This window comes from Undibacterium sp. FW305-107, assembly GCF_058788535.1.
This window is the reverse complement of record NZ_JBYTAV010000014.1, coordinates 57,020-78,825: the sequence shown is the minus strand read 5'-3', so window position 1 is coordinate 78,825 and position 21,806 is coordinate 57,020. Positions and strand designations below refer to the sequence as shown.

Annotated in this window: 17 protein-coding genes and 1 other RNA gene; 11 read left to right on the top strand and 7 right to left on the bottom strand. The window is 50.3% G+C overall.

All coding sequences use genetic code 11. The features are described 5' to 3' along the window. Positions 1–2: 2 nt before the first annotated feature. From AC3WQT_RS25625 to AC3WQT_RS25615, 3 genes are all read right to left on the bottom strand, one after another. On the bottom strand, positions 3–758 hold the full coding sequence (locus tag AC3WQT_RS25625; protein ID WP_492708337.1) for a formylglycine-generating enzyme family protein: 756 nt from the start codon (positions 756–758) through the stop codon (positions 3–5). Between the two features lie 98 nt (positions 759–856). Then, the gene (gene nirK, locus AC3WQT_RS25620; RefSeq protein ID WP_492708335.1) at positions 857–2,356 is read right to left on the bottom strand and encodes a copper-containing nitrite reductase; all 1,500 of its coding nucleotides are present in this window, start codon (positions 2,354–2,356) and stop codon (positions 857–859) included. A 168-nt stretch (positions 2,357–2,524) separates the two neighbouring features. Next, entirely contained in the window at positions 2,525–2,992 is a 468-nt protein-coding gene (locus AC3WQT_RS25615) for an RrF2 family transcriptional regulator (protein ID WP_492708333.1), read from the bottom strand. A gap of 298 nt (positions 2,993–3,290) precedes the next feature. Between AC3WQT_RS25615 and AC3WQT_RS25610 the strand changes: the two genes are divergently transcribed. The 3 genes from AC3WQT_RS25610 to AC3WQT_RS25600 all read left to right on the top strand — a co-directional run bounded on the left by AC3WQT_RS25610 (position 3,291) and on the right by AC3WQT_RS25600 (position 6,323). Continuing rightward, positions 3,291–5,579, top strand: coding sequence for a nitric-oxide reductase large subunit (locus AC3WQT_RS25610; protein ID WP_492708331.1), 2,289 nt, complete (start codon positions 3,291–3,293; stop codon positions 5,577–5,579). A 90-nt stretch (positions 5,580–5,669) separates the two neighbouring features. Further along, positions 5,670–5,933 (top strand): DUF2249 domain-containing protein, encoded by a 264-nt coding sequence (locus AC3WQT_RS25605; protein ID WP_492708329.1) that lies wholly within the window; start codon positions 5,670–5,672, stop codon positions 5,931–5,933. Positions 5,934–5,984: 51 nt separating this feature from the next. Continuing rightward, on the top strand, positions 5,985–6,323 hold the full coding sequence (locus AC3WQT_RS25600; protein ID WP_492708327.1) for a cupin domain-containing protein: 339 nt from the start codon (positions 5,985–5,987) through the stop codon (positions 6,321–6,323). Between the two features lie 80 nt (positions 6,324–6,403). On the opposite strand, the gene rho is transcribed toward AC3WQT_RS25600, so the two are convergent. Both rho and trxA read right to left on the bottom strand, forming a co-directional pair. Next, a complete protein-coding gene (gene rho / locus AC3WQT_RS25595; RefSeq protein ID WP_110257254.1) occupies positions 6,404–7,666 on the bottom strand; it encodes a transcription termination factor Rho in 1,263 nt (420 codons plus the stop codon). Positions 7,667–7,907: 241 nt separating this feature from the next. Beyond that, a complete protein-coding gene (gene trxA, locus AC3WQT_RS25590; RefSeq protein WP_423031160.1) occupies positions 7,908–8,234 on the bottom strand; it encodes a thioredoxin TrxA in 327 nt (108 codons plus the stop codon). Positions 8,235–8,509: 275 nt separating this feature from the next. On the opposite strand from trxA, the gene AC3WQT_RS25585 reads away from it, so the two are divergent. The 8 genes from AC3WQT_RS25585 to AC3WQT_RS25550 all read left to right on the top strand — a co-directional run bounded on the left by AC3WQT_RS25585 (position 8,510) and on the right by AC3WQT_RS25550 (position 17,627). Then, on the top strand, positions 8,510–11,260 hold the full coding sequence (locus AC3WQT_RS25585; RefSeq protein WP_492708325.1) for a PD-(D/E)XK nuclease family protein: 2,751 nt from the start codon (positions 8,510–8,512) through the stop codon (positions 11,258–11,260). Continuing rightward, positions 11,260–14,577: a UvrD-helicase domain-containing protein gene (locus AC3WQT_RS25580; RefSeq protein ID WP_492708323.1), complete on the top strand. Its 3,318-nt coding sequence runs from the start codon at positions 11,260–11,262 to the stop codon at positions 14,575–14,577. The genes AC3WQT_RS25585 and AC3WQT_RS25580 overlap by 1 nt, the downstream gene beginning before the upstream one ends. Before the next feature lie 114 nt (positions 14,578–14,691). After that, complete coding sequence (locus tag AC3WQT_RS25575; RefSeq protein ID WP_492708322.1) at positions 14,692–14,913, top strand: DUF904 domain-containing protein; 222 nt, start codon at positions 14,692–14,694, stop codon at positions 14,911–14,913. Continuing rightward, positions 14,910–15,236 carry a cell division protein ZapA gene (locus AC3WQT_RS25570; protein WP_423010778.1) on the top strand — a complete coding sequence of 109 codons (327 nt, stop codon included), beginning with the start codon at positions 14,910–14,912 and terminating at the stop codon, positions 15,234–15,236. Before AC3WQT_RS25575 ends, AC3WQT_RS25570 begins: the two co-directional genes overlap by 4 nt. Positions 15,237–15,303: 67 nt before the next feature. After that, positions 15,304–15,484, top strand: a non-coding RNA gene (ssrS, locus tag AC3WQT_RS25565) — 6S RNA. Positions 15,485–15,620: 136 nt separating this feature from the next. Beyond that, positions 15,621–16,082, top strand: a complete 462-nt coding sequence (locus AC3WQT_RS25560) for an EVE domain-containing protein (RefSeq protein ID WP_492708320.1) — start codon at positions 15,621–15,623, stop codon at positions 16,080–16,082. Next, positions 16,079–17,080: a DNA-binding protein YbiB gene (ybiB, locus tag AC3WQT_RS25555; RefSeq protein WP_492708318.1), complete on the top strand. Its 1,002-nt coding sequence runs from the start codon at positions 16,079–16,081 to the stop codon at positions 17,078–17,080. Before AC3WQT_RS25560 ends, ybiB begins: the two co-directional genes overlap by 4 nt. A 10-nt stretch (positions 17,081–17,090) precedes the next feature. Then, entirely contained in the window at positions 17,091–17,627 is a 537-nt protein-coding gene (locus AC3WQT_RS25550) for a hypothetical protein (RefSeq protein WP_492708316.1), read from the top strand. Positions 17,628–18,135: 508 nt separating this feature from the next. Here AC3WQT_RS25550 and AC3WQT_RS25545 read toward each other — a convergent pair. Together AC3WQT_RS25545 and AC3WQT_RS25540 are read right to left on the bottom strand one after the other, a co-directional pair. Further along, the gene (locus AC3WQT_RS25545; protein WP_492708315.1) at positions 18,136–20,406 is read right to left on the bottom strand and encodes a TonB-dependent receptor; all 2,271 of its coding nucleotides are present in this window, start codon (positions 20,404–20,406) and stop codon (positions 18,136–18,138) included. 517 nt (positions 20,407–20,923) lie between these two features. Further along, complete coding sequence (locus AC3WQT_RS25540; RefSeq protein ID WP_492708313.1) at positions 20,924–21,790, bottom strand: SDR family oxidoreductase; 867 nt, start codon at positions 21,788–21,790, stop codon at positions 20,924–20,926. Between the last annotated feature and the right edge of the window lie 16 nt (positions 21,791–21,806).

The following is a 21,806-nucleotide window of genomic DNA, read 5'->3' as shown; positions in this document are numbered from 1 at the left end:
TTTCATTCTTCCTTCAAGTCACGGGCACAGCGGAATCCAAGATTGTCAGTGGTACTTGAACCCGTCAGCGATGACAACAGGGCTACCCTCATCAAGATTGCATAGTTCTCTTTATTTTGCAGACTGATAGCTCCGGCTCCACAAAATTGCAACTTATCCGGATCACCCTGAGTGCGACTGTCAGCGCTGATCAGCAAGGCATTGAAGTCGCTGACCCATTCCCATATTGTGCCGTGCATATCTTTGATGCCGTAGTAATTGGGAGCCTGACTGATATTGGTTGACGATAAAGTCGACGATACTGAATACCAGAAAAGTATGCGTGCACGCCAGGCTGGATCACTGCGGGCATCTGCATGTTGCTCATCTGCTGCGGCGACCAGTTCCCATTCATACCAGTTAGGCAATCGCGCATTTTCGGATTCGCAATAGGCCTGTGCTGCGTGCCAGCTGACACTGGTGACTGCCAGTGGTAATTTTTGTGCATCACCGGTTTCGCTTGGCGATGCCCATGAATGCAGGTAACTGGCGTCTGCAAAAATAGCAGGTACCTGATTTCTTTGCCATTCAGGATGGGCCTGCAGGAACTGAAGATAATCACCATTCGTTACCGGACTGGCGCGCATGGCAAAGGCCTTGACCTTTGCCTTGTCTTTGGTATCTGGCCCTGACAAGACGCTGGCGAGCTGATTGCCTGGAATAACGAAGTAATCAGCAGCATCGGTTGCAGATGAAAAGAGCAAAAAAGCTGCGCTCAACAAAACCTGCCGGTAAGTTGATTTGCAATTGTACCTGTAGCGATTCGCCATAGTCTTCATAAGCAACACTGATCAGTCTATCGTATGGGATGATGTGATTAATGTGCCGCTGCTTTCGCAGGTACGGCCCTGGCACGTTCAGCCTTGACATCACTGGCCAGTACGCGCCCACCCTTATTACCCCAGCTATTCAAGGTATAAGTCAGGATATTTGCGACTTCATCGTCATTCAATTGATTCATGGCAGGCATGACGGAATCAAATTCTTTTCCATTGACGGTGACCTTGCCACTGAGACCCCGCAGCAGCACACCGATGGATCTTTGTGGGTCTGCATTCAGATAATCAGATTGTGCCAAGGGAGGGAATACACCAGGCAGTCCCGCGCCATTTGCCTGGTGACAGACTGAGCAGGTACCTGCAAACAATTGCCCGCCTGCGTTGACCTGATCCTGCACCGTCAGCGTGCCGCTCTCTGCTGCCCTTGCTGCTGTGCTGACTGCAGATAAATTGGCTTGCGCACGGTCCCCCAGATAGACTGAATCCAGTTCCTTGCCTGAATAGATATCTTTCTTCTCCGGGCCATCGACTTTCATGATGGCCAGTGCACCTTTATTGAATGCGCGGAATATAGAATGATCGACCAGTACATAACTACCCGGTACCTTGGTCTGGTATTCAACAACCGCTGCGCCACCAGCCGGGATGAGCGTAGTTTGTACATTTTTCTGGACGTTGCTGCCGCCTTCAAAACGTACTTTATCGAAAATGGCACCAATCACATGGAAGCTCGACACCAGGTTAGGACCGCCATTGCCGACGAACAGGCGAATTTTTTCATCCGTCTTGGCAGTCAAGGCTTTATCACCTGTCATGGAGCCTTCGGCACCATTGAACAGGACATATGTCGGTTTTTCGTCTATGGCTTTTTCCATGTCGAAAGGCTGGTAACCTTTTTCACGGTATTTTCCCGTTGTATAAAAATCACCTTGCATGACATAGTATTCGCGGTCTACAGGTGGCAAACCTTGTGGTGGTTCAACCAGAATCAGGCCATACATGCCGTTGGCAACGTGCATGCCGACAGGTGCTGTCGCACAGTGATAGACGTAAATGCCTTCATTAAGTGCCTTGAAGGTAAATTGTGATTCATGGCCGGGTGCTGTGAAACTGGATGATGCGCCGCCACCAGGGCCGGTCACTCCATGCAGGTCGATGTTATGTGGCATCTTGCTGCTTGGATGGTTCTTGAGATGGAATTCAACTGTGTCACCCTGGCGCACGCGAATGAAGCTACCAGGCACGGTACCACCGAAGGTCCAGAACATATATTTTACGCCTTCTGAGATTGCCATTTCCTTTTCAAGGACTTCAAGCTCGACAATAACTTTCGCTGGATGATTGCGGCGTATCGGCGGCGGCACAAATGGTGGGCTTGTCAATACAGCGTGGATAACCGGGCCCTTGGGTGGCCCAAAATCGCCCGTGCCTTTGCTGCTTTTAGTCTCTGCTGCTTGTGCTGACAAAGTCAGGAACAGGGAGACGATTAATATCCGTGAAACCAGGGATGCGGAGAAACCTCTGAACATGTCTTTCATAAGTACACCTTTTGTATGTGAAGGTCGGAAGCCTGAAGGAAATCTCATCGCTATTCACAATACTGGGGTATTTCTCAAAGATCATTGATATGAAATAAGAAGTTAGAAGTTTTCCCTGGAAGTGATCATTTTTTTGACGTCTGATGACGGACAGGCGCAAATGGTGTCCTATGTGGTGCTTGTTTTTCGTTTTATTTTACTGACTGGGAAAATCTGTATTTTTTTTGTGTTATTTTTTTGTGCGACCAAATCTGCAAGCGTCACTGCATCAAGTACTGACAGATATGAAGCGGTTGCCTGGCTTAGCACTCCTTTTAAAGTGCATGCACTTGCATAGGTGCAAGTGTTGCTGCTGCGGTCAAAACACTCTGCCATATAAAAGTCAGATTCGGCATCGCGTACTACATCACCTATATTGATTTTTTCAGGTGGCAGATTCAGTTTCAAACCACCATGACGACCACGTATGGTTTCCACTTTGTTTGACATCCCCAGTTGATGGACAACCTTGGTCAGATGGCTTTTTGAAATGCTATGCAGCTCAGCAATTTCCTGGATGGTAACCAGCCTGTCGTCATGTTGTGCCAGATAAATCAGGGTGCGCAATGTGTAGTCGGTGAATGCGGTTAATCTCATATTGATTCCAAAAACATAGCTATGTCATTGAGCGTGTCTGGTCTAAGTGTTTTGACACAATTCAATAACTAATTAAGATACATATAGTATAGATGTTTATGAATGTCGCCTGGCTTCTGGCAAAGATTTGATTCTCATCAAGGGTTTTGCATTAAACATCCATTCTATTTGTATCTTTAAATACATGTATATAAAATGAATCTTTAATGAATCAAGCTTGTTTCGCCGACAAATTCAGTCAGATGAAACATAGCCTTGGGCCAGCTAATTTTTCACTTCACCAATAAGGAAACACGCCATGCATGCCACGCGTAAACTCTGGACTTGGCTCGCCGTCATCTGTGTCTTGTCTTTTGCCGTCCTGGGTTGGGTAGGCACAGAAATTTATCTGACGGCACCGCCCATTCCCAAACAAGTCGTCAGTAACGACGGCACCGTCATATTTTCAGAAGGGCAGGTGCCACTCGGCCAGGAGGCCTGGTTATCTGCAGGTGGGCAGCAATTAGGTTCGGTATGGGGGCATGGCAGTTATGTCGCACCAGACTGGTCTGCCGATTGGCTGCACCGTGAATCTTTGGCCTTGCTGGAAATCTGGGCACAAAAGGAAGCGCGGACATCGTTTGAGCAACTGAAACCAGGGCATCAGGCAGAATTGAAAGCGCGCGTGAAGCTGGAAATGCGGAGCAATACTTACGACACATCTACCAATGTTATCACGCTCAGCGCAGACCGGGCCAAGGCAGTCCAGCAAGTTGCGCAACATTATATTGCCCTGTTTGGTAATGATCCTTCGCTGGAAAAATTGCGTGAACAATATGCGATGAACCGGGGTACTTTGCCAGAAATCAAGGATTTGCAAGCCTTGCCTGCATTCTTCTTTTGGTCGGCCTGGTCTGCTGCAACAGACAGGCCAGGCGCAAAGGATCTCAGCTATACCAGTAACTGGCCGCATGAACCACTGGTGGACAATACACCAACTGCCGGAGCTGGTATCTGGTCCATCGCCAGCATCATACTGATGATCGCTGCCATTGCCGGTATGATTTTTTATCATTCCATCAGCAAGGAGGAGGGCGACCCGGTACCACCCAAAACCGATCCCTTGTTTGATCTGAAGCCCACACCTTCGATGCAGGCAACCAGGAAGTATTTTTATGTCGTGATAGGCCTGATACTTGCGCAAGTCGGCATGGGGGTGATTACTGCCCACTATGCTGTCGAAGGGCATAGTTTCTTTGGTTTTCCTTTAGCAGATATTCTTCCATTTACAGTCAGTCGCACGATACATACGCAATTTGCCGTATTGTGGATTGCTACTGCCTGGTTGGCGACGGGTCTGTACATAGCGCCTGCCATTTCGGGTCATGAACCGAGGTTTCAAAAACTAGGGGTCAATGTCCTGTTCTATGCCTTGCTCTTCATCGTGGTCGGTTCTACTGCATCTGGCTGGCTGGGTAGCCTGCAACACAAAGGCAATGAATTCAGTTTCTGGATAGGTAATCAAGGGCTGGAATTCACCAGCATGGGCCGGGTCTGGCAAATACTCTTGTTCGTTGGCCTGCTGTTCTGGGTGACTTTGCTGGGGCGTGGTTTATTGCCCGCACTGAAAAAACCGTCCGAGAGCCGTGGCCTGATTGCCATGGTATTTCTCGCAGCGATGTGCATAGGTGGTTTCTATGCCACCTCATTGACCTGGGGCCCGCACACTCATTACTCCATGATTGAGTACTGGCGCTGGTGGCTGGTCCATCTGTGGGTAGAGGGCTTCTTTGAAGTGTTTGCTACGGCAGTCATCGCCCTGTTGTTCACCCGCCTGGGCTTGATACATGCAGCGACTGCCAATAGCGCGATTATCCTGGAAACCATCGTTTTCCTGTTCGGCGGCATTTTGGGAACCTTGCATCACCTGTATTTCACCGGGACGCCAACTTTTGTCATTGCCATCGGTGCCATGTTCTCTGCATTGGAGGTAGTGCCACTGGCCATGATAGGTGTAGAGGCTTTCCGCAACTATCAGCGTTCGAAAGCTGCACCTTGGGTGCAGGCATATAAGTGGCCGATACTTTGCTTTATTGCCGTTGGGTTCTGGAATACCGTCGGCGCAGGCTTGCTTGGATTTTCCATCAATACACCGATTGCGCTGTACTACATGCAGGGCTTGAATATGACTGCGGCACACGGTCATGCTGCGTTGTTTGGTGTCTACGGCATGCTGGGCATAGGCTTGCTGTTGTTCTGCCTGAGAGGCTTGTCTGATCGTGCCCTCTGGTCCGATAAATTATTGCAAGCGATGTTCTGGCTGCTCAATATAGGCTTGGCAATGATGGTGTTCATGTCGCTGGTGCCAGCGGGTATTTATCAGGCCGTAGCCAGCGTTACCAAGGGCATGTGGTTTGCACGCTCACCAGATGTCATCCATTCTCATTTCATGGAAACACTGGTGTGGATGCGGGTACCCGGTGACATCGTGTTCTCGATTGGTGTTGTTTGTCTGGCTGTATTTGCCTTGCGTTTGCTCATTGGCAAAAAGCGCGTGCAAATGAGCGCGATTGATATTGGCTACGCCAAGGTTTCCAACAAGCTGTAGTTATTTCTTAGTTATTTATTTAAGGGAGGGCAGAAAAAGCTCTCCCTGTAATTTTTTCTTATTTTCATCTATATTAAAAGGAGTTTTATCATGGCTCACGATTGTTCCATTCCCGTATTGGCGGAAGGCGTTTATGAATTTGATGCGCGTGGTGTCGCCAAGCGTTTTCGTCATGCAGCGATTTTTGGTGCCTTGTCGGCATTGAAACCAGGGGAGACCATGCGTTTTTGCAATGACCATAATCCCTTGCCCTTGCTGGCACAAATCGGACAACACTTTGGCACTGGTGTGAAGGTGGCCTATGTTTCACAAGAGCCAGGCGAAATCATTATTGATTTTCATGTGGCAACTTAATCCATTGCTGCTCATGTCACTGTGCCTGATTGCAATACGAGGAGAAATAAAATGGCCATGCCACACTTGCGCTCAGGAGAAATGACTAATTTGTTGTTGTCCGAGGGGCAATTACTGACAGTACCGGCGCACGCCTTGTTTAAAGACGAGTATCTTGAAGTCATACTCATGAACCTGGTACAGGGAAAGAGCCTGCCTTCACATCACGTCAATGGTCCCATCACCATACAGTGCCTGTCTGGTGATGTACAAGTTGAAATGGCGGAGGGTACCAAGACCATGCATGCAGGTGATTTGCTGTATCTGGCTGCCGGTTTGCCGCACGCAGTTGTGGCGATGAGCAATACTTCTTTTCTGGTGACGATAGTTTTATTGAAAGCTCTAACGTAGTAAACCATTAGGTCGGAGTAAACATAAAAAAGCCGTCACAAAAGTGACGGCTTTTTTAGCCTGAAAACAGGAGCGGAAATTTATCCGCCTCTACGCATCATTTCAAAGAATTCTGCGTTGTTTTTCGTGGCTTTCATCTTGTCGAGGATGAACTCCATCGCTTCGATTTCGTCCATGCTATACAGCAATTTGCGCAAGATCCAGATCTTTTGCAACTGATCCGGCTTGATCAGCAATTCTTCACGACGGGTGCCGGATTTGTTGAGGTTGATGGCTGGATAGACGCGTTTTTCAGCAAGGCGGCGTTCCAGATGAACTTCCATATTGCCCGTGCCTTTGAATTCTTCATAGATCACGTCATCCATGCGGCTGCCGGTTTCAATCAGGGCAGTGGCGATGATGGTCAGTGAGCCGCCTTCTTCTACATTACGTGCTGCGCCGAAGAAGCGTTTTGGACGTTGCAGTGCGTTTGCATCAACACCACCAGTCAATACCTTGCCAGAAGCAGGGATGACGGTATTGTAGGCACGTGCCAGACGGGTGATGGAGTCCAGCAGGATGACCACGTCTTTTTTCATTTCTACCAGGCGCTTGGCTTTTTCCAGCACCATTTCAGCAACTTGTACGTGACGGGTGGCTGGTTCATCGAAAGTCGATGCTACCACTTCACCGCGTACCGAGCGCTGCATTTCTGTTACTTCTTCCGGACGTTCATCGATCAGCAAAACGATGAGGGTAACGTCAGGGTGATTGGTGGTAATCGCGTGTGCCACGTGTTGCAGCATGACGGATTTACCGGATTTTGGGGATGCTACCAGCAAACCACGTTGGCCACGGCCGATAGGGGCGATCATGTCGATGATGCGGCCAGTGGTATTTTCTTCGCCGCGCATTTCGCGTTCGAGTGTCAATACCTTGTTCGGGTGCAGCGGCGTCAGGTTTTCAAACAGGATGCGGTGCTTGGATGCTTCTGGCGATTCGCCATTGACCTTGTCCACCTTCACCAATGCAAAATAGCGTTCACCGTCTTTTGGTGTGCGCACTTCACCTTCGATGGAGTCGCCAGTATGCAGATTGAAACGGCGGATTTGCGAAGGAGAGATATAGATGTCATCAGTCGAGGCCATGTAACTGGCATCTGGCGAGCGTAGGAAGCCAAAGCCGTCAGGCAATACTTCAAGGGCGCCATCGCCAAAAATTTGTTCGCCTGATTTTGCACGTTTTTTGAGGATCGCGAACATCAATTCCTGCTTGCGCATACGCGCAGCGTTATCGATATCGAGTCCTATGGCCATTTCCAATAAAGCGGATACGTGTAAGGCCTTTAGTTCAGATAGATGCATGGTGAGTGTCCCGGGATGGGATTATGGGGTGGGGGAGTGAGCAGAGGTACTACGGATTAAACAGGATAGAAAGAATTTCTGTCTTGGTTTCGTTTTATTTAATATTACTTAACTCGGGCCTGAATTTGCATGCAGCAGTTGAGGGTTATCAACCGGGGCAGCTGTCTCTTCATTTTCTCTACTTTAAGGCTGCTAACAATCTTGTTGTTGGCAGCCTTAAGTTTCAGACCGCAATAATACCTTAAATATTACTGTCAATGAAAGAGGTTAATTGGCCTTTTGCCAATGCACCTACTTTTTGTGCTGCTGCAGCACCGTCTTTGAACAAGATCAGGGTAGGGATGCCACGGATACCAAACTTGGCAGGAATTGCCTGGTTTGCATCTACATCCATCTTGGCTACGACGATTTTGCCATTATATTCTTTGGCAACTTCTTCCAGTATAGGGGCGATCATTTTGCAAGGACCACACCATTCAGCCCAGAAATCGACCAATACAGGTACGTTAGATTTTAATACGTCTGCTTCGAATGAAGCATCGCTTACATATTTGATGTTTTCGCTCATGGAATCCTCAACGAGAGGGAAAAATTAAGGGGTAACAGCGCCACTGAATGTCGGTATTTTGGACAGCGCCGCATTCTGATTTGAATCTGGGGGTGATAGTCACGAATTCAATGGTGTTGAATAGTGCTGCACCATGACTAAAGCAAAATGAGTCAGGCGTGGTTAGCTATGCGGTAGATAATAACCTATTTTTTAGAAAAGTGTCATGCTTGAGCCTAAAATGCCAAGGCTACCGCATAGTATACTTGCTCTACCGGCAAAACCAACTATTCTTGATGCTACATAATCCCCTATTGATACCCGCTGGCCCTTTATTCTGGCAACAGGCTGCCGAGGCGTTTTTGCGCGCAGCCAGGGAGCAAGGCTGGGGTCGCCAGCAAGAGAGGGATTTTTCTGCGGTACGGGTTATCGTACCTACCTATCAGCATGCCCATCTCTTATTAAGAGCATTGGGGACGGTATTGCAGGGTAATTTCATCCCGCCACGCATACAAACCCTGTTTGCCTTGCTGGAAATGCAGTCGCCGGATGCTGCACTGCAAGGTAATGCGGGCGGCGATGCCAGTGAAAGGCTCATGGGCTTGTATGCTGAACTACGGCAACATCCCTGGTTAAAGAAATTATTCGGCGCACGCCGCAATACTGACTTATTGCCGCTGGCACAGACCCTGTTGACGCTATCTGATGAGTTGACTGCCGTCTTATTGCCTGCAGTTGGCAAAGACAAGAGTAAACTGGAAAAAGACTGGCAAGCGGCACTGGCGCAATTGCCCGCGCCTGCGCAGGCCCTGTTATCAGAAGAAACGCAACTGGTGTGGTCAGTCTGGCAGAGCCAGCTTGATGGCAATGACCCACAGGTAAAGCGTTATGCGCAATTGCTGCAAATTGCCGCCCAGGCCAACGAGCCTTTACTATGGATAGCACCTACCCTGCCTAACCCCATGGAAAACGCATTTCTGCAAGTTTGGGCTAAAAAGCAAAGCGTATTGCAAATCAGCCTGGACTGGCGCGCGCATACCTTGCCGCAGCCGTATTACCATGCCTGGCCGGGTTTACAGGATGTAGGTAGTCAGCACCAGCAAGCGCTGACCGAATATGTAGACACCTCCCATATCCGCCTGTGCCGCGCCACATCGCTGGAAGATGAGGCAGTGCAGGGGGCGCAAACCATCATCAACTGGCTGCAGGCAGGCAAGCAAAGCGTGGCCGTGGTCGCGCAAGACCGCGTTGTGTCCCGCCGCATACGCGCCTTGCTGGAGCGTGCGCAAATCATGGTTGCGGATGAAACCGGCTGGAAACTGTCTACCACCCGCGCTGCGGCCGCCATCGCCGCCTGGCTGGAAGTGGTGACGACAAGGGCCGATACCATAGCTTTGCTGGATTTTTTGAAATCACCTTATTTGCACTGGAAAGACCCGGACAATACTGAGCCTGAGCAAGATGCCATTGCCGCCAAGGCTGACTTGGTCATGCGCATAGAGCTGGTCTTGCGCCGCGCCAATGTGCTGGGTGGCTGGGAATCGGTATTGGCGGCGCTGGATGCGGGCAAGGATACAGCGCCAGCCAGCCGCTGGATCAGGTCCATGTCCCGGCAGGCGGGCAATTTCACGGGCAGGCGCAGCTTGTCTGAGTGGAGTGCGTTGAGCCTGCAGGTGTTCTTCGACCTTTCCATGTTCAATGCCTTCCAGGCAGACCCGGCTGGCGCGCAAATCATACAGTTGCTACAGAAATTGCAGCTCGCCTGCCAGGACTTGAAAACGCCGTTCACCTTTGCTGAATGGCGTGCTTTGATGAATCTGCAACTGGAGAGCACAGCATTTGTGTTTGCACATACCGACAAGCGCGTCGTCATGTTGCCACTGAATGGTGCTCGCCTGCGTCCCTTCGATGCGGTCTTGTTGGTCGGTGCCGATGCTTCTCACCTGCCATCGCAAGCCAGTGAGATTTTGTTTTTTGCGAATGCAGTCAGGCGTGAATGTGGGCTGGAAACCCGCGAGTCGCGCCAGCAACAGCAATTGCGTGATTTTGCCGAACTCTTGCTAAGTAACACTGACATCGTTTTATCCTGGCAGGGGAGTTTGAATGGCGAACATAATCCCGTCAGCCCCTGGCTGGAGCAACTGGGTTTGACACTGGAACGTACCCAGCAAGGCGTGCTGGACAGTCACCCTCTGGATTTACCGGTCAGGACCATGCAAGTCAGCACTCAGCATATGCCCACACCCTCTGCGGCTGCGCTGTTGCCAGCAACTTTATCTGCCAGCGCCTACACCAGCCTGGTGGTGTGCCCTTACCAGTTTTTTGCTGGGCGCATGCTGGGTTTGAGTGCGCTGGATGAACTGTCTGATATGCCAGAAAAGCGTGACTATGGTGACTGGTTGCATGCCATCCTCAAGCGTTACCATGAAGAGTTGAAGGTGGTTCAGGCGATACAACCCGGTATGGATAAAGAAGCGTTGCTGCGTAACATATCCGCTGATTTTTTTGCCGATGTCTTGCAAAAAAGCCCGGCGGCACTAGCTTATAGCGTACGCTGGGATAAAGTCATCCCCGCCTATGTCGCCTGGCTGCAGGCGCATGAAGAAGCTGGCTGGCAGTTTGACATGGGTGAAATCAAGAATGAAAAGGCGCTGGAATGGCAGGGCGGCCAGATCATGCTGAAAGGTCGTATAGACCGCATAGACAGAAATATGAATGGTGAAGTGGCGGTACTTGATTACAAGACTAAAAACCTGAATGACCTGCGCAGGAGACTCAAGGAAGGTGAAGATCATCAACTGCCGTTTTATGGCTTGCTGACGGATTTGCCGGTTAGCGCAGGCAGCTATGTGGCGCTGGAACTGAGTCAGGGCAAGGCTGGTGACGTAGCTGCCGACGATTTTGAGCGCTGGGTTTCAGAGCTGGCACTGGCGATTAAAATCAGCATGTCTGCTATACAGAAAGGCGCTAGCTTGCCAGCTCATGGTGTGGAAGCAAATTGCCAGTATTGTGAAATGCGTGGCCTCTGTCGCAAGGGGGCTTGGTGATGACCGAACCCCTGCAATACTCTCAGGCTTATGAAGTCAATGGCCAGGCAGTCAGCCATGCCCACTTCACGGCAACTGCCTGTGACCCGCGCCATAGCGTGGTCGTCGAGGCCTGTGCTGGCAGCGGCAAGACTTGGCTGCTGGTGTCGCGCATGCTGCGCCTATTGCTGGCTGGGGCGGAACCGGCAGAATTATTGGCGATTACCTTTACCCGCAAGGCTGCGCAGGAGATGCGCGAGCGCCTCATGGATTTGTTGCATGAACTGGCACTGGCGGATATCGCTCACGTGCGGCAATTGTTGACTGAGCGCGGCATTGCCGAGGCTGACTTGCAGAATGTCATACCACTGGCACGTGGCCTGTATGAAAAAGTATTATCCAGTCCGCAATCCTTATCACTGGACACGTTCCACAGCTGGTTTGGCCGACTGATACAACTGGCGCCGCTGGCATCAGGGGTGCCACATGGCTTTAGCCTGGTGGAAGCCAGTGGCGACATACAGCGCGAAGCCTATGGCCAGCTCATGCAGATGCTGGCGCAGGAAGAGCATACCGACATCAAGGAAGCACTGCTATTCCTGTATCAGGAAATCGGTGACTTCAATGCCCGCGAAATGCTGGAAGCCTTTCTCGACAAGCGGGCAGAGTGGTGGGCCAGCAACCAGCAAATTGAACTGGGCGGCCCGCTGGACTGGTTGCGTGATTTATGCGGCGCAGACCTGTATCAGGATGCACGGCTCAACATCTGGGAAGATGCCCAGCTATATCAGCGCATTGCTCACATAGCCCTGATATTGGGGCAGGGTTCAAAAAATAACCAGACCAATGCCAGCAAGATAGAGCAGGGTCTGACGGATGGCCCCAGTCTCGAAGCCTTTGCCATTATTTGCGAAGGTTTCATCAATGGACAAGGCAATATCCGCTCGCATAATGTCAAGGTCAAGGCGCTGATTGCGTCCATAGAAAAACATCTGGGCATGGACCAGATCAATGCTTTTGAAGACGAATGCGAAGCGATAGTACAGGCGCTGAATCAGCTGCAAAAACGCAGTGCAGAGAAATTGGTGATGCAAGTCAATGAGGCCCTGTTTGCTGTCGGCACAGCTTATCTTGAATGCTATCAAAGCCTGAAGTCAGACCAGCGGGTATTTGATTTTGCTGACCTGGAATGGCAGGCATATAGACTGCTGAGTAATGAAGAATATGCCGCCTATCTGCATAGCCGTCTTGATGCACGTTACAAACATATCTTGCTGGACGAATTTCAGGATACCAATCCCCTGCAATGGGGCATAGTGCAGGCCTGGCTGGAAGCTTACGGCGACGATGGTGCCAAGCCCAGTGTGTTCGTGGTGGGTGACCCCAAGCAATCCATTTATCGTTTTCGTCGTGCCGAACCGAGAGTGTTTACCGCTGCGCAAAATATGCTGGCAGCTCAGGGGGCACGGGTTTTGCGCACCAACCAGACACGCAGGAATGCACTGGCGATTGTTGATGTACTTAATGTCAGCATGCATGGCAATCCGCTGTTTCATGCGCAGACTACTGCTTCAGATGCCGATGGTGCAGTCTGGCGTTTGCCATTGATAGGCATGGCCGCGTCAAGTGATATAGACGAGGTAGGTGAAGAAGAGGTTGCGCCTGCACGGTTCCCGCTGCGCAATCCGCTGACAACCCCACTGGAAGAAGCAGAAAACCAGCAGCGCTATGAAGAGGGCAAGCAAGTCGCACAAGCCTTGCTGGGCATACGTGCCGCGCAGGGTGCAGATAGCTGGCAATGGAGTGACGTGATGCTGCTGGTCAAGCGTCGCACACATTTGTCCGCCTATGAAAAAGCCTTGCGCGAAGCAGGCATCCCTTTTGTGTCCAGCCGTCGGGGCGGCTTGCTGGATGCGCTGGAAGTGCTGGATTTGATCGCACTATTAAATTTCCTGATGACGCCAGGTGACAACCGTGCATTGGCGCATGTGTTAAAGTCGCCCATCATGGCAGCCAGTGATGACGATCTGATTGCGCTGGCCATGCGAGATGAAGCTACATGGTGGAAGCGTTTACAGGCTTTGGCCTTAGCTTCGAAACAGGATGAGTCTTATCCAGTTCTGCAACGCGCTGCAAAACTGTTACAGCAATGGATGGAAGCATCTTATTATTTACCAGTGCATGATTTGCTTGACCGCATCCTGCATCAAGGTGAGGTCTTGCAACGCTACGCGCAAGCATCTTCTGTCGCACAGCGTAGCCAGGTCATGGGCAATATCCATAGCTTTACCGAACTTGCCCTGAACCTGGATGCCGGGCGTTATCCAAGCCTGCCAAAATTTATCGCTGCACTGGGTGCCTTGCGTCGTGGTGGCGACAGTGATGCGCCAGACGAATCTGCAGTTGATAGTGCTGCCGATGCTGTACGTATTTTGACTATTCATAGTGCCAAGGGGCTGGAAGCAAAGATCGTCGTCATGCTCGATGCCAATCACAGTGAATCCATGAAAGACAGGATAGGTGTCTTGTGTCAATGGCCTTTGCAGGCTGGTGAGGAAAGGCATTTTTCTGTGTTTGGTAAAAAGGACCAGCGCGGCGCTGCACGCGACCGTTTTTTTGCGCAGGAAGAAGCCCAGGCCACACAAGAAAACTGGAATCTTTTATATGTCGCCATTACACGTGCCAAGCAGGTATTGATACTTAGTGGAGTGCAGAATGGAAAAAAGCAGCCTGTCCCTAGCTGGTACAATTATCTGGATCATGTAGAAGAAAAATTGCCGGATGCTGCTAATGTTGAGAATGAAGTAGAGCAGTATCAGTCATTCAGCATGGCGGTATTTGAGCCTCTTGCCATGCCCGCTGAAGAAGTCATGCTGGAGGTAAGCAGTGACGAACAGTTGGAAGGCATAGCCCTGCACACCTTGATGGAGCGTTTGAGCAATAACGCAAATACCTGGCCTGTAGCAGTACCAGATGCTGAAACTATCGCAGCCTGGCTGCCCTGTTCCGGCACAGTGGCAGCGGCAATACGTAAACAGGCTGAGTGTATATTCAGTAATTCTGCATTGCAGAAGTTCTATGATACTGCCGCATATATATATGCACGTAATGAAATGGATGTGCTGGTTGAGCAAAAATTATTGCGTCTGGACAGGGTTGTGGTTTTTTCGCATGAAGTCTGGGTGCTGGACTACAAGCGTCAGCTTCTGCCCGGGCAAGAGGCAGGCTATCGTCAGCAATTGCTGGGTTATGTAGACGCCTTAAAGCAGGTATTTTCTGATAAAACAGTCCATGCTGCACTTATTTTAAGCGATGGTAGCCTGATAGACCTGCTCTGAGAGAAAATTTACTCGTATAATTAAAGATCGCATTAACATCGCATTGTTGACTGCCTTATTGGCTACCTTATTGACCATATTAATGAATGCGTTGCATACCCCTTAAACTGAGACATGATGATTTCCGAATTTGAATTGCTTTCTGAAAAAGTGAAGCAGCTTGCCGTGCTGGCACATACCCTGCGTAGTGAAAACGCCAGGCTACGTAATGACGTGGTGTCGCTGGCGACACAAAATACAGACTTGCAACAACGCATGCACCAGGCCCATGACCGTGTCTCTGCCTTGCTGGCACAGTTGCCGGCAGAAGTATTGAATGACAAGGAAGCGGCATGAGCGAAGTAAAAGTAATACAAGTCGATGTCAATATCATGGGCCAGAGCTACAAGCTCAGTTGCCGTGAAGGTGAAGACCGGGCGCTACGCGAAGCCGCAGCTTACCTTGATGGCAAAATGTCGGCCATACGTGATGCCGCCAAAGTCAAAGGTACTGACAGGATAGCTGTCATGGCTGCGTTGAGCATGACAACCGAGTTATTGGCTACCAAATCACCTGAAGGTCCGTTATCTGGTTTGTCTCTGGCGGAGGTAAAGCAAAAGATCCAGGAAATGCATGAAACGATGGATCAGGCTTTGACTCCACAAGAAAAACTATTTTGATCAGCCATCTTATTATTTAATTTAATCAAAATAGCTGGCGACGCATAGGTGTTTCAGGGTACACTTTAGTTCCCTGCCGTGTTCGCCAGTGCCATATATTCCTTGAACCATTTATGTGCATAGGCTGTGGAAAATTATTCGATGGGTGTGAGCGTCGCTAGTCCGATGAACCCGAAATTGAATTGACCGTGGCCAACTTGAACCGCTTAGGTTCAGGATGCCGGCATAGCGGCATCGGTGGGGACTTATTCTGAACGGCTGTCATTTTATATGACAGCCGTTTTTTTATGTCTGATCAATCCACTATGTTTATCGTTCTCATGTGTTTGTGTCGTCGCTACATAAATGTGCGACAATTTCCTTTTGACTTTGCAGGTGTTCAACATGGCATATTGGTTGATGAAGTCTGAGCCGGATGAGATCAGTATTGACGATGTTCTGGCATTGCCGAGCATCCCCTGGTTTGGTGTGCGTAATTACCAGGCGCGTAATTTCATGCGCGATGGCATGAAGGTCGGCGATGGCGTGCTGTTTTACCATTCCAGTTGTGCCGAGCCTGGCATCGCTGGTCTGGCAGAGGTAGCCAGCACAGCCTATCCTGATCACACGCAGTTTGAAAAGGACAGCAAATACTTTGACCCCAAAGCGACGCAAGAAACGCCACGCTGGATGATGGTGGATGTCAAGGCCAAACGTAAGACTCGCCTGCTGAGTCTGGCGGAACTCAGGACTTACCCTGAACTGGCTGACATGACAGTGCTGCAAAAAGGCAGCCGCCTCTCTATTACGCCAGTCAAGCCAGATGAGTGGCGCTTCATACAAAAATTGTTGAAGGGCGACACTTGAAATTCTCCCCATTTACTACAAATTCTGCAACAGAATCGGTCGAGCCTCTTGCCGCTGCCAAATTCATCAAAGAAATAGGACGCGGCAAAGATGGGGCGCGCAGTATGACGCAAGCTGATGCCGCAATGCTCTATACCGCCATGCTGGCCGGACGGGTCTCTGATCTGGAGCTCGGCGGCATCTTGCTGTCCATGCGTATCAAGGGTGAGTCCATAGAAGAAATTTCGGGCTTCCTGCAGGCGGCTCAACCCTATATTTTGCCGCTGCAGGCACCTGCAGATAGTTCTTATGCTCCGGTAGTGATACCCACATATAACGGCGCACGCAAGAAAGCCAATCTGACGCCTTTGCTGGCTTTGCTGCTGGCACGACGGGGCGTACCTGTACTGGTACATGGCGTGCGCACAGATGCCGGGCGTGTAGCTACCGCTGAGATATTCCAGGCCCTGGGTTTGCCTTTGGTAACAAGCCCTGAGCAGGTCCTGGAGCAGATGCAGCAAAAGCAGCCAGCCTTTATGCCCATAGACGCATTATCACCCGCGATGGCGCATTTGCTGAGCCTGCGTCGTATTCTTGGCGTGCGCAATTCCACTCATACACTGGTCAAACTCCTGCAACCTTTTGTCGTACCCGCCTTACGCCTGAGCTCTTATACTCACCCTGAGTATCTGTTGATGCTGCAAGCCTATTTTTCACGCTGCGCACCATCCGAAGCAGGGGATGTGTTCCTCATGCGCGGTACCGAAGGAGAGGCAGTTGCCAGTACCGGCCGGGCTCAGCAGATAGACTGGTTCCATGCAGGACAGGGCACTACGCTGGTGCCTGTTCAGCAAGAGCCTTTGGCAGAAGTACCTGCGGTTCCTGACAGTATAGACGCTGCTACAACAGCGAGCTGGATCAGCTCAGTGCTGGCTGGTGATATTGCCGTGCCTGAAAATATTGCTGCACAAGTTGAGCATTGCGTCAGCATTGCTCAGCGTTTGCGACAACAAAGCTAAGGTTATATCCATGATGGAAACCAGTTTTGCAGAAATCAGTCCTGATGTGCGTGACGATCCGCGCCTGGAAAAAGTGCTCGACTTCCTGAGCAGGATAGGTATCACCATCATAGAGCGCGAACTGCGACATGCGACGTTTTTGCCTGGCCTTGACCTGGGGCCTGGATGCATGTACGTGGATTACGACAAACTCAAATATCCAGGCGATATGGTGCATGAAGCGGGACACCTTGCAGTAACGCCACCTGCTAATCGTGCACTCATTGGTACCGATCAGCAAGACAAAGACTGGCCACCGCAAGGTGAAGAAATCGCGGCTATTTTATGGTCACTGGCGGTGGCCAGGGAACTTGATTTGCCAATGGATTTTGTTTTTCATCCTAACGGCTACAAGGATGATTCAAGCTGGTTGATAGAGACTTTTGAATCAGGTAATTTTATTGGCTTGCCATTCTTGGAATGGGCGGGTTTGAGTTTGGGGCCGGTACGGGCGGAGAAAGAGGGTAAGCCAGCGTTTCCCAAGATGTTGAGATGGATGCGGGAGTAGCTTGGGGTTCATTATGTTGCCCGGTGAAGTTGAGCTTCGAAGATGTACGCCATGATCTTGCGTTTTTAGGTACTTACCAGAATTAGATGGCTAATAAATTCGGGACAACCCTATTAACCTCATTCCAACGTGTCTTTGGCTGGAATCCACCGGGCTGGCGCTTCAGATGCGTTTTCGGCGACTATTGCGTGAATTAATTTCAGATTCGTATTATTTTTCGGCCCTATTTTTTCAAATACGTGCATACGCCATTTGAGATCGCAGGCCGATGGTAAACCAGCAGCTACACACCTTTTTGCTTCGCCAAAAAGTTTCCATTTTCTGTACAGTACAAACGGCGTCGACACATGGGAACTGTCAAAGTCAAAGTCAAAACCAACGGCAACTTCAAAACCAAGCCTAGTACAACCATCGACCATATTTCAACGCACTTTTGATCATTCTTCAAATTCATTACCCATAAAAAACGCCGGATCACTCCGGCGTTTTTAATCAGCTTAACAAACAATCAGAAGTTAGCCTTGAACTGCACACCGAAGTTGCGTGGTTCGTTCAGGATGCCTGTCAGGTTGTTGAAGTCGATGGCGGCAATGACTTGTTGCTTGTTGGTGATGTTGCGACCATAAGCAGCCAGTTCATATTTGCCGTCAGCCCACATGTAGCCTACACGCAAACCGCCTTCGAGCATGGACTTGGCTTTGTATTCCTTGGCTTCATACAAGAACATATTGTAAGTATCTTTGTAAGACCAGTCGGTATTGGCATACAGCGTGCCTTCGCCGATTTGTGTGGAATAACGCAGCGAGAAGTTGCCTACCCATTTAGGTGCGCGTGGCAGTGGGTTGCCACCAATCAGGACCGTGCCGGCTACCGGGCCAGCTGGGTTGGTGACTGTACAGCCATTACCGCAAGGAGCGACGAACAGTTTGCCATCCCTGATTTCAGTATCGTTATAGCTGATACCTACTGTGGTTTTCCAGTTGCGGCTCAGGTTGGCTTGCAAATCCATTTCAAAGCCCTGGCCAACAGCCTTGTCCGCATTGACCAGTTTGTTCTGGTTCACTGCACCACTGCCTGCGGTCAGTTGCAAGTCTTTGGCCGTGTATTGGAATACGGTGGCGCTGATACGTGCAGTATTATCCAGGATGTCTTTCTTGATACCGGCTTCGAAAGACAGGGTTTTTTCAGAGTTGGCTACAGAGATGCTGTCGCCGAACAGGACGCGACCCTGGATGCTTGGTGCACGATAACCAGTTGCTATACGGGCAAACACGGATGTTGCTTTATCCAGTGTGTAATTGGCACCCAGATCCCAACTGATATTGGTTGCTGATGGATTGGCGCGCAATACTGGCGTACCAGGTGTGCCGAATGCCGTGCCTGGTGTCCAGGTACGCTGTGCATCAAAATCTTTCTTGTCGCTGGTGTAACGGATGCCACCACGCAGCTTGAACTGGTCATTGACTGCATAGTTCAACGTGCCGAAAGCGGCCCAGGATTTGGCATTCTGATGTTGAACAGCATAGCCATCTTGTGGATTACCTGGCGCGAAGGAATTGTAGTCAAAGCTGTCAACTTGCAGGTCTTCACTGAAGTAGTACAGACCGGCAATCCATTGCAACGGGTCTTTGGTATTGGACTCGACGCGGAACTCTTGTGTGATCTGTTTCAGGCTAGGCAGACCATCTGCGGTTTCAGCAGGGAAGGGAATGAAGCCAGGGCCCATGGTCGGCATGAAGGATGCACCATAGCCACCGTCCACGTCTGCGCGGCTATAGAATTTTGCCTTGTCATACGCGGTGATGGAATGCAGACTCATGCCTGGCATATCCCAGCGCAAACGCAGGCTGCCGCCGGACGATTGCAATTTTTGGCTGTTCAGGCCATCAGTAGGATAGCTGCCATAGTCAAAGCCTGGTACCAGTTCATTCGTGCCTTTTTGTATGATATTTGCGCGGAACAGGGTGGCATTGCCAGTCATGTCGCGGCCATGCAAATTCACCAGGGCGCTGAAGTCGCCGTTTTTATACGAGAATTGCAGGCGTGCTGCATTGTCGCGGTAACCTTCGAGGTTTTTCTCGCCGGTAGAACGTGGATTGGTGACACGGTCATCACGTGTTTGTGATTGTGCCGAGAAGCGCATTGCCCAGTCTTGATTCAACGGGACATTGATCGCACCTTCCAGGTTGATAGCTTTGTAGTTACCAAAGCCGATATTGCCGTAACCTTCAAGGCGACGGGTAGGTTTGGCAGAGTCAAACTTCAATACACCAGCAGGCGAGTTGCGGCCAAACAGCGTACCTTGCGGGCCACGCAGAATTTCAACCTGGTCAACGTCAAATACCGGGAAACCCTTCAACATCGGGCTTTCTTGTACCACCTCGTCATATACCAGACCAACTGGCTGGGATGCATTCAGATCGAAATCGGTATTGCCCAGGCCGCGAATATAGAAACGCGGGAAAGAACGGCCAAAGTCAGATTCGACGTTCAGGCTGGGAACGCGGGCTGCGAGGAAGCGAATATCCTGGCCGCTGGCATTGTAAGTATCGAGAGCTTCACCCTTGATAGCAGAAATAGACATCGGTACTTCCTTGATGTTTTCTGCGCGGCGGTTAGCAGTAACGATAACGGTTTCCAATTGCGTACCGTCATTTTTGGCGGCAGGCTTGGCATCCTGAGCCCAGACAGCCTGCATGGGGAAGGCTGCAGCGACCGCCAGGGCGATCACGCTCAGGCTGACTCCCTTATGCAATTGCTGAGAAATAGTTTTGCGCATGTTAAATTCCCAAGTTGATGTTAATCGATGGTGTTCTGAAATGGTGCACTTGCACCATCCCTGAAATGGGGCGTGGTGAAATCGGGGATTTCGCTACGAGCACCACCGCAAACGTTTGCGTAATCGTTTGCGTGGCGGCGAAACTGTTATCTCTCTAGCCAGCAAACAAGTCAAGAATTACTTAAAGTCAAATAAGGAAATGCGGTTTTTGCTGCAAGAATGTTGCTAATTTCAAACAGTAATGTTGCTGAACAGAATTCTCGGTTTGCTGATTTTTCATGCTTGAAAATGGGGCATTGAAAAAGTGTGGTTCGCCAAGTGGACTTGATGCAAGCAGGAATTGCCATGAAAATTTTCATGACATATCAGGTATTTGAAAAAAACTGGTCTGCTCGACGACACTGTCAAGCATCAATCGCTGTGTCGTCGAGAAATAAAATCAACTCAAAAAACTTGGTGGCCGCACATGTCAGCACATCAAGAAAATATTGAATTTGTTGTTGAGTTACATGACTGATCAGGCAGCGTAATAAGCAGCTTGATCCAGATCGGTAAGCAAAGATGGACCTTGAGGTTCCCATGCCAGCAGTTCTCTCGTCCGCAAACTGGAGGCAGCCATGTCAGCGCCTGCCATTTTTGCAAACCAGCCAAAGTGCTCAGCGTCCCGCGATTCGACTGGCAAGCCCAGGTGGCGGCCTATCATTTCGGCGATTGTTTTGAAGGAGATGCTCTCGTCAGCGACTGCATGGTAGACCGATTCGGTCACCCCTTGTTCTAATGCCAGGCGGTAGACACGTGCAGCGTCTTGCCGGTGTACCCCAGACCAGCAATTCTGGCCCTCGCCAAGATACGCCGAGACAGCTTTTTCCTTTGCCAGGCGTATCAGCAATGGTACAAAACCATAATCACCAAGGCCATGAACTGACGGCGCCAGCCGGACTGTCGCCGCACGTATACCGCGTTCTGCCAGTGCCCGGGCAGTCGGTTCGGATTTGCGCGGTGAACCTGGATTGGGCAGATCCAGTTCGCTTGCTCCACGCGTCATTCCCAACAGGCCCGAGGTAACGATCAACGGACGGTCGGATCCCTCCAGGGCACTTCCCAGTGCCTCAATGACAAGACGGTCTTGTTCGCAATTCTCAATGAATTTGGAAAAATCATGATTGAACGCGGTATGAATGACAGCGTCTGCCTTGTCTGCAGCTGTTCGCAGTGCATCAAGATCTTCCAGTCTGGCGAGCAAGACCTTCGCCCCCGTTGCAGCAAGTGCTGCCGTCTTTTCGACAGAGCGGGCAAGCCCGGTCACCAGGTGACCTGCGTCTGTCAATTCTTGAACTACTGCAGAGCCTACCCAACCCGTGGCGCCAGTGACAAATACATGCATGTTATTTTCCTTGAAA